4 protein-coding genes and 1 pseudogene are annotated in these 5,460 nt (G+C 52.7%); 1 reads left to right on the top strand and 4 read right to left on the bottom strand.

Annotated features, from left to right (window positions below; genetic code table 11):
- The coding region (locus tag R2I50_RS10060; RefSeq protein ID WP_316609009.1) for an LL-diaminopimelate aminotransferase at positions 1-1,050 on the top strand (1,050 nt) is incomplete at its 5' end.
- A gap of 157 nt (positions 1,051-1,207) precedes the next feature.
- On the opposite strand, the gene R2I50_RS10055 is transcribed toward R2I50_RS10060, so the two are convergent.
- The 4 genes and pseudogenes from R2I50_RS10055 to R2I50_RS10040 form a co-directional block, all read right to left on the bottom strand.
- Positions 1,208-2,026, bottom strand: coding sequence for a glutamine synthetase family protein (locus R2I50_RS10055; RefSeq protein WP_316609008.1), 819 nt, complete (start codon positions 2,024-2,026; stop codon positions 1,208-1,210).
- 122 nt (positions 2,027-2,148) lie between these two features.
- Positions 2,149-2,349: pseudogene (locus R2I50_RS10050) on the bottom strand (glutamine synthetase beta-grasp domain-containing protein); the annotation flags it as partial.
- A gap of 465 nt (positions 2,350-2,814) precedes the next feature.
- The gene (gene glmS / locus R2I50_RS10045) at positions 2,815-4,641 is read right to left on the bottom strand and encodes a glutamine--fructose-6-phosphate transaminase (isomerizing) (protein WP_316609007.1); all 1,827 of its coding nucleotides are present in this window, start codon (positions 4,639-4,641) and stop codon (positions 2,815-2,817) included.
- Positions 4,642-5,082: 441 nt separating this feature from the next.
- A partial coding sequence (locus R2I50_RS10040; protein WP_316609006.1) for an ANTAR domain-containing protein occupies positions 5,083-5,460 on the bottom strand: 378 nt, incomplete at its 5' end.

Raw genomic sequence — 5,460 nt, 5'->3', positions numbered from 1 at the left:
ACGCTCCCTCTGCCGCGCACTGCCGTACAGGCGATGAAGGTCGGCGCGGGAGAGCTGAGCCTCAAAGAGACCTTCAAGGGCTATCCCGAGTATGAGGGCTATGATTTTGTACGCGAGGCGGTCGCAAAATATTACGCAGGCTTTGGGGTAACAGTCAGAGCGGATGAAGTCTTTATCAGCGACGGCGCAAAGTCCGACACGGGCAATATCGGCGATATCTTCGGCACCGATAACGTCGTGATGGTTCCCGATCCGGTCTATCCTGTCTATGTTGACGCCAACATCATGGCAGGCAGAAAGATCATATACGCGCCCGGTACAAGGGAAAATCGTTTTCTCCCGATGCCCGACGAGAGTGTTCATGCGGATATCATCTACCTTTGCTCCCCGAATAATCCCACCGGCGCGGCGTACAATTCCGAACAGCTCAAGGCATGGGTGGACTATGCCAATCAACATGACGCGCTCATTCTGTATGACGCGGCATATGAGGCGTTTATCGAGGACGACTGTCCGCGCTCGATCTTTGCGATCGACGGGGCAAGAACATGCGCGATCGAGTTCTGCTCTCTTTCAAAGACTGCGGGCTTTACCGGCGTGCGCTGCGGCTATACGGTGATCCCGAAGGAGCTTGCCCGCGACGGTCACAAACTCCATGCCCTTTGGTACCGCCGACAGGCGACCAAATTCAACGGCGTGTCCTATCCCGTGCAGTGTGCCGCGGCCGCCGTATTCTCACAGGAAGGGCAGAAAGAATTCAAAGCCAATATTGCCTACTATAAAGAGAACGCCCGGATCATCTCCAAGGCGCTCGACGAGCTGGGGATATTCTATACGGGCGGCAAAAACTCGCCGTATATCTGGCTCGAATGTCCTAAGGGCATGGGGAGCTGGGAGTTCTTTGATGATCTTCTCGAGAACGCTCAGGTAGTCGGAACACCCGGCGAGGGCTTCGGCAGTCAGGGCGAGGGCTATTTCCGCCTGACGTCCTTCGGGGACAGAGAGAACACCATAGAAGCGGTAGAGAGGATCAAGAAGCTGTTGGGATAAAGACGTAGGGCGGGGGCTTGCTCCCGCCGAAACTTTTCTATAAGCACAATGCTTCAATAGCAAATGAAGCTTGATATGCTTCGCATGAAACATGAATCATACTAAAAGGTCTCGGCGGGAGCAAGCCCCCGCCCTACGAAGTAAGTCAATCGCGGATTTAATTACAATATGCTTTGATGATGCTTTCGGGAATGAACCGCTTGATGAAGTCGCTGTTTAAAGCGGCACTTTGTGCCCTGACAAGGGTATCGGGCAGAAGCTCCGCTGCGTTTTGTTCCGACGAGGACAGGTATTGCTGCTGTGTATCGGTAGAAGGCGGAAGGGGTTCGTTGTTCTCAATGCCGTCGACCGCCGCATAGATCATCAGCGCGAACGCCAGATACGGGTTGGCGTTGGGGTCGGGTGAGCGAAGCTGTAAGCATCTGCCGCCGCTCTCGGTACGGGTCGCAAAAATCAGCTGAGCGCGGTTTTTGTCCGACCAGGTGATGTACTTCGGCGCTTTCATCTTGTTGAAGCGCTTGAAGGATTTTTCGGTCGGATTGAGGAAGATCGTCATATCCGCGATGTTTTTCAGGATGCCGGCGATGGCGCGATCGGTGACTTCCTCACCGTTTTTTGCTTTGACCGACATTCTGATATGGAGCGCCGAGCCGGGCTTATCGGAGATCGGCTTCGGCGAAAAATCGGCATACAGACCGTTGCGCGCGGCAATCGTGCGGACGACGGAGATAAACGTGCTTGTATTGTCGGCTGAGGGCAGGGCGTGAGCATACTTGAAGTCGATCTCATTCTGACCGGGTCCCGCCTCATGGTGAGAGCTTTCGGGCATGATCCCCATCTGCTCCAGCGTCAGACATACCTCGCGGCGGATGTTCTCGCCCTTATCCAGCGGCGCGATATCCATATAGCCCGCGTGATCGTAGGGCGTATAGGTGCGGTTGCCGCTATCATCGGTCTTGAAGAGATAGAACTGCATCTCGGACTTAAAGTGGAACCGATAGCCCTTTTGGCGGGCATATTCCGGCCATCGGCATAGCAAAGCGAGCAGAACATACGGATCACCTTGCCGTGCTCGGGCCGCCACGGGAGGACGGAAACGGTATCCGCTTCGGGATGAAGCCATACGTCTACGCCGTAATCGCCGCCGAAGCCCGATACATAAGAAGCGTCGATCGGATAGCCCTTTTCGAACGCTCTGTGGAGCTCGGTAGGCTGGACGGAGATATTCTTTTGTACGCCGAAAATATCGCAAAAAGCAAGGCGTATGAACTTAACGTCCTCTTCCTCGATATACTGCATGATCTGGTTTTCTTCCGTTGTCACGGTGACACCCTCTTTTCAGAAGTGTTGTGGATAGGATTCTATCCTGTATCATAGCATTATCGGCGTGCCGTGTCAATCTTTCGCACATCAAAGCGTTAAAATAATTTTATAAAAAGACTTGAGCGTATAATGCAGACAGTAAAGACAAAGGCGTCTTGAATCCCCCAAGGGGTTCAAGGCGTCTTTTTTGCTATTTTGGAATCCCAAAACCCTTCTTTTTTCGTTATCCTGATCTGTCACCGCAGATCAGGATCAACACGGACTTTAGGGGAGATTTCTTCAAACAATATATACTTCATCAACATTATTGCCAAAAGAAAACTTGCACACACTCCCCTTTGGTTTACAGACCCCGATTTGCGACGGGGTCTGTATTTTTATACCTTTTTAAAAAGAACACGGCGCACTCCTTTGAAGAGTACGCCGTGTATATGTGTTCAATTACTCAACCGTTACGGATTTGGCGAGGTTGCGGGGTTTATCGACGTCGTTGCCCTTGTTGACCGAGGTATAGTAGGCGAGGAGCTGCATGGGCACCGTGGCGACCATCGGCATCAGCGTTTCGTTGATCTTCGGGATACGGATCATGTAGTCGACTGCGTCCGCGTCGATATCCGCTTCCTCGTCACAGATCACGATCGTCATCGCGCCGCGCGCCTTGACCTCTTTGATATTGCTGACGGTCTTTTCGAGCAGGGTGTTCTGGGTCGCGACGGCGATCACGGGCATACCCTCGGTGATCAGCGAGATCGTGCCGTGCTTGAGCTCGCCCGCGGCGTAGCTCTCCGAGTGGATATAGCTGATCTCCTTGAGCTTTAAGGAGCCTTCCATCGACAGAGCATAGTCAAGTCCCCTGCCGATATACAGTAGGCTGTCGGCGGTGATCAGCTTGGTGGAAACATACTGGCACATATCCACGACCTTGTTGATCGTTTTCTCGATAACGTCGGGCATTTTGAGGAGCGCGGCAGTCAGTCTGCGGCATTCCTTCTCTTCAAGCTTGCCCTTGGCGAGAGCCGTTTCAAAGGCGAAAAGATACATGACCGCAAGCTGGACCATATACGCCTTGGTGGAGGCGACGGCGATCTCGGGACCGGCGTGGGTGTAGATGACCATGTCGGCTTCTCTGGCAATAGAGCTGCCCTTGACGTTGACGATCGCGAGCGTCTTGGCGCCGCGTGACTTGGCAAGGCTCAGTACCGCCTTGCTGTCGGCGGTCTCGCCGCTCTGGCTGATAATGATGATCAAATCGTCGTGCGTCAGCAGCGGATCGCGATAGCGGAACTCAGAGGCGATATCGACCGTCACAGAAACGCGCGCGAGCTTTTCGATGACATATTTGCCGACCATTCCCGCGTGCATGGCAGTGCCGCAGGCAACGATAAAGATGTTTTTCAGATTTCTCAGCGTTCCGAAGATGATACCGCACTCGGATAGGTTCGGCAGACCGTCCTCGATGCGCGGCGTGATCGTCGTTTTGACAGCCGTGGGCTGCTCGTGGATCTCCTTGAGCATATAGTGGGGATAGCCGCCCTTCTCAGCGCTGTCCTCGTCCCAGTCGGCGAAGAGCAATTCCTTTTTGAGCGGTCTGCCGTGCAGGGAGCGAAATTCTGCGCTGCCGTCTTTCAAAATGGCGATCTCGCCCTGTTCAAGCAGATAGTAGTTCTTGGTATATTTGATGATGGCAGGTACGTCGGAGGCGATGAACACCTCGTCCTGACCCTGACCGACGATCAGCGGGCTCTCGCACCGCACCGCGTAAACGGTCTCGGGACGGTCGGCGAAAATGATCCCCAGCGCAAAGGAACCGCGCAGCTCATGGAGCGTCTTGCGGATACAGCGGATAGGATCGCCGTCATAGTAGAAGTCGAGCAGCTGCGCCACGACCTCGGTATCGGTATCGGAGAGGAACTCGTTGCGGTCGTTCTCAATCAAAAATTGCTTGAGCTGTTTGTAATTCTCGATGATGCCGTTGTGGACGATGGTGACCCTGCGACCCGAATGTGGGTGAGAGTTGACGTCGCTCGGCTCGCCGTGAGTCGCCCAGCGTGTATGACCGATGCCCGCGTGACCCTTCGGCTTACCCTCCTTCTCCATCTTCTGAGTCAGATCAGCCAGTCTGCCCTTGGTTTTGGCGACTTCGATCCTGCCGTTTTCAAACACGGCGATACCCGCGGAATCATATCCGCGATATTCCAGTTTTGTCAGAGCCGATACCAGCACGTCCGTACAGTCGCGCGGTCCGACATAGCCTACTATTCCGCACATAAGCATTCTCCTTTGCAATGAAAGTGTCGGTCATCAATGTAACCGAAAGTGTAACTGTAACCTGTAACCGAGGTCAAAGAACTGTTTTATTACACTATTTTCCTGTTCTATATATTTTTTCTTTTTATATGGTTACATGGTTACATAGTTACGTATGCTGATAATCCCACTGTTTATGGGACTTTTTGATGTAACCGTGATGTAACCGAAATGTCAACTGTCTACTGTCAACCGAGGTCAAAGACTTTTTTTATCTCACTATATTCCTATTCTATATTTATTTTCTTTTTATAAGGTTACATGGTTGACATGGTTGACAATCATAAGAAAGCCACTGTTTATCAGGCTTCGCGCTGTCAACCGAGATGTCAACGACGCGTGCGCCGGTTGACACCGTCCGAAAAAGACAAAGACGCATTCCCTATTAAGAAAATACGTCATTTACAGATATTTGTCAATGATCAATTGAGCTGCAAGCCGTTTGGTGATACCTGAATCCATGGCAGACTTCTCGATATATTTATGCGCGTCGGCCTCGCTCAAACCCTCCTGATCGATCAACAGCCACTTCGCCTTGTTGACGATGCGGATCTCGTCGAGCTTGCTCTCGGTGTTGCCGACCTTCTTCTCCAGGGAGCGCAGGCGTTCTCTGGCGCATACCATCAGGGACACCGCCTGTGAGACCAGTGTTTTGGATGTCGGCTTATGGAGCACGAAAACGCCGTGGACAGATACCTTCGCGTAGATCTCGTCATAGGTATCATTCGCCGCAAAGATCGCGGCGATAGTGCCGTTGTTGCGGCTGATGTCGATACACAG

It is taken from the genome of uncultured Ruminococcus sp. (assembly GCA_902785355.1).
Classification (GTDB): domain Bacteria; phylum Bacillota; class Clostridia; order Oscillospirales; family Acutalibacteraceae; genus Ruminococcoides.
This window is presented reverse-complemented; position numbering and strand designations above follow the sequence as displayed.

Bases quoted from the DNA above. Each gene is read 5' to 3' on its own strand.
- R2I50_RS10055 (WP_316609008.1), bottom strand. From the start codon at position 2,026: ATGCAGTTCTATCTCTTCAAGACCGATGATAGCGGCAACCGCACCTAT.
- glmS (WP_316609007.1), bottom strand. From the start codon at position 4,641: ATGTGCGGAATAGTAGGCTATGTCGGACCGCGCGACTGTACGGACGTG.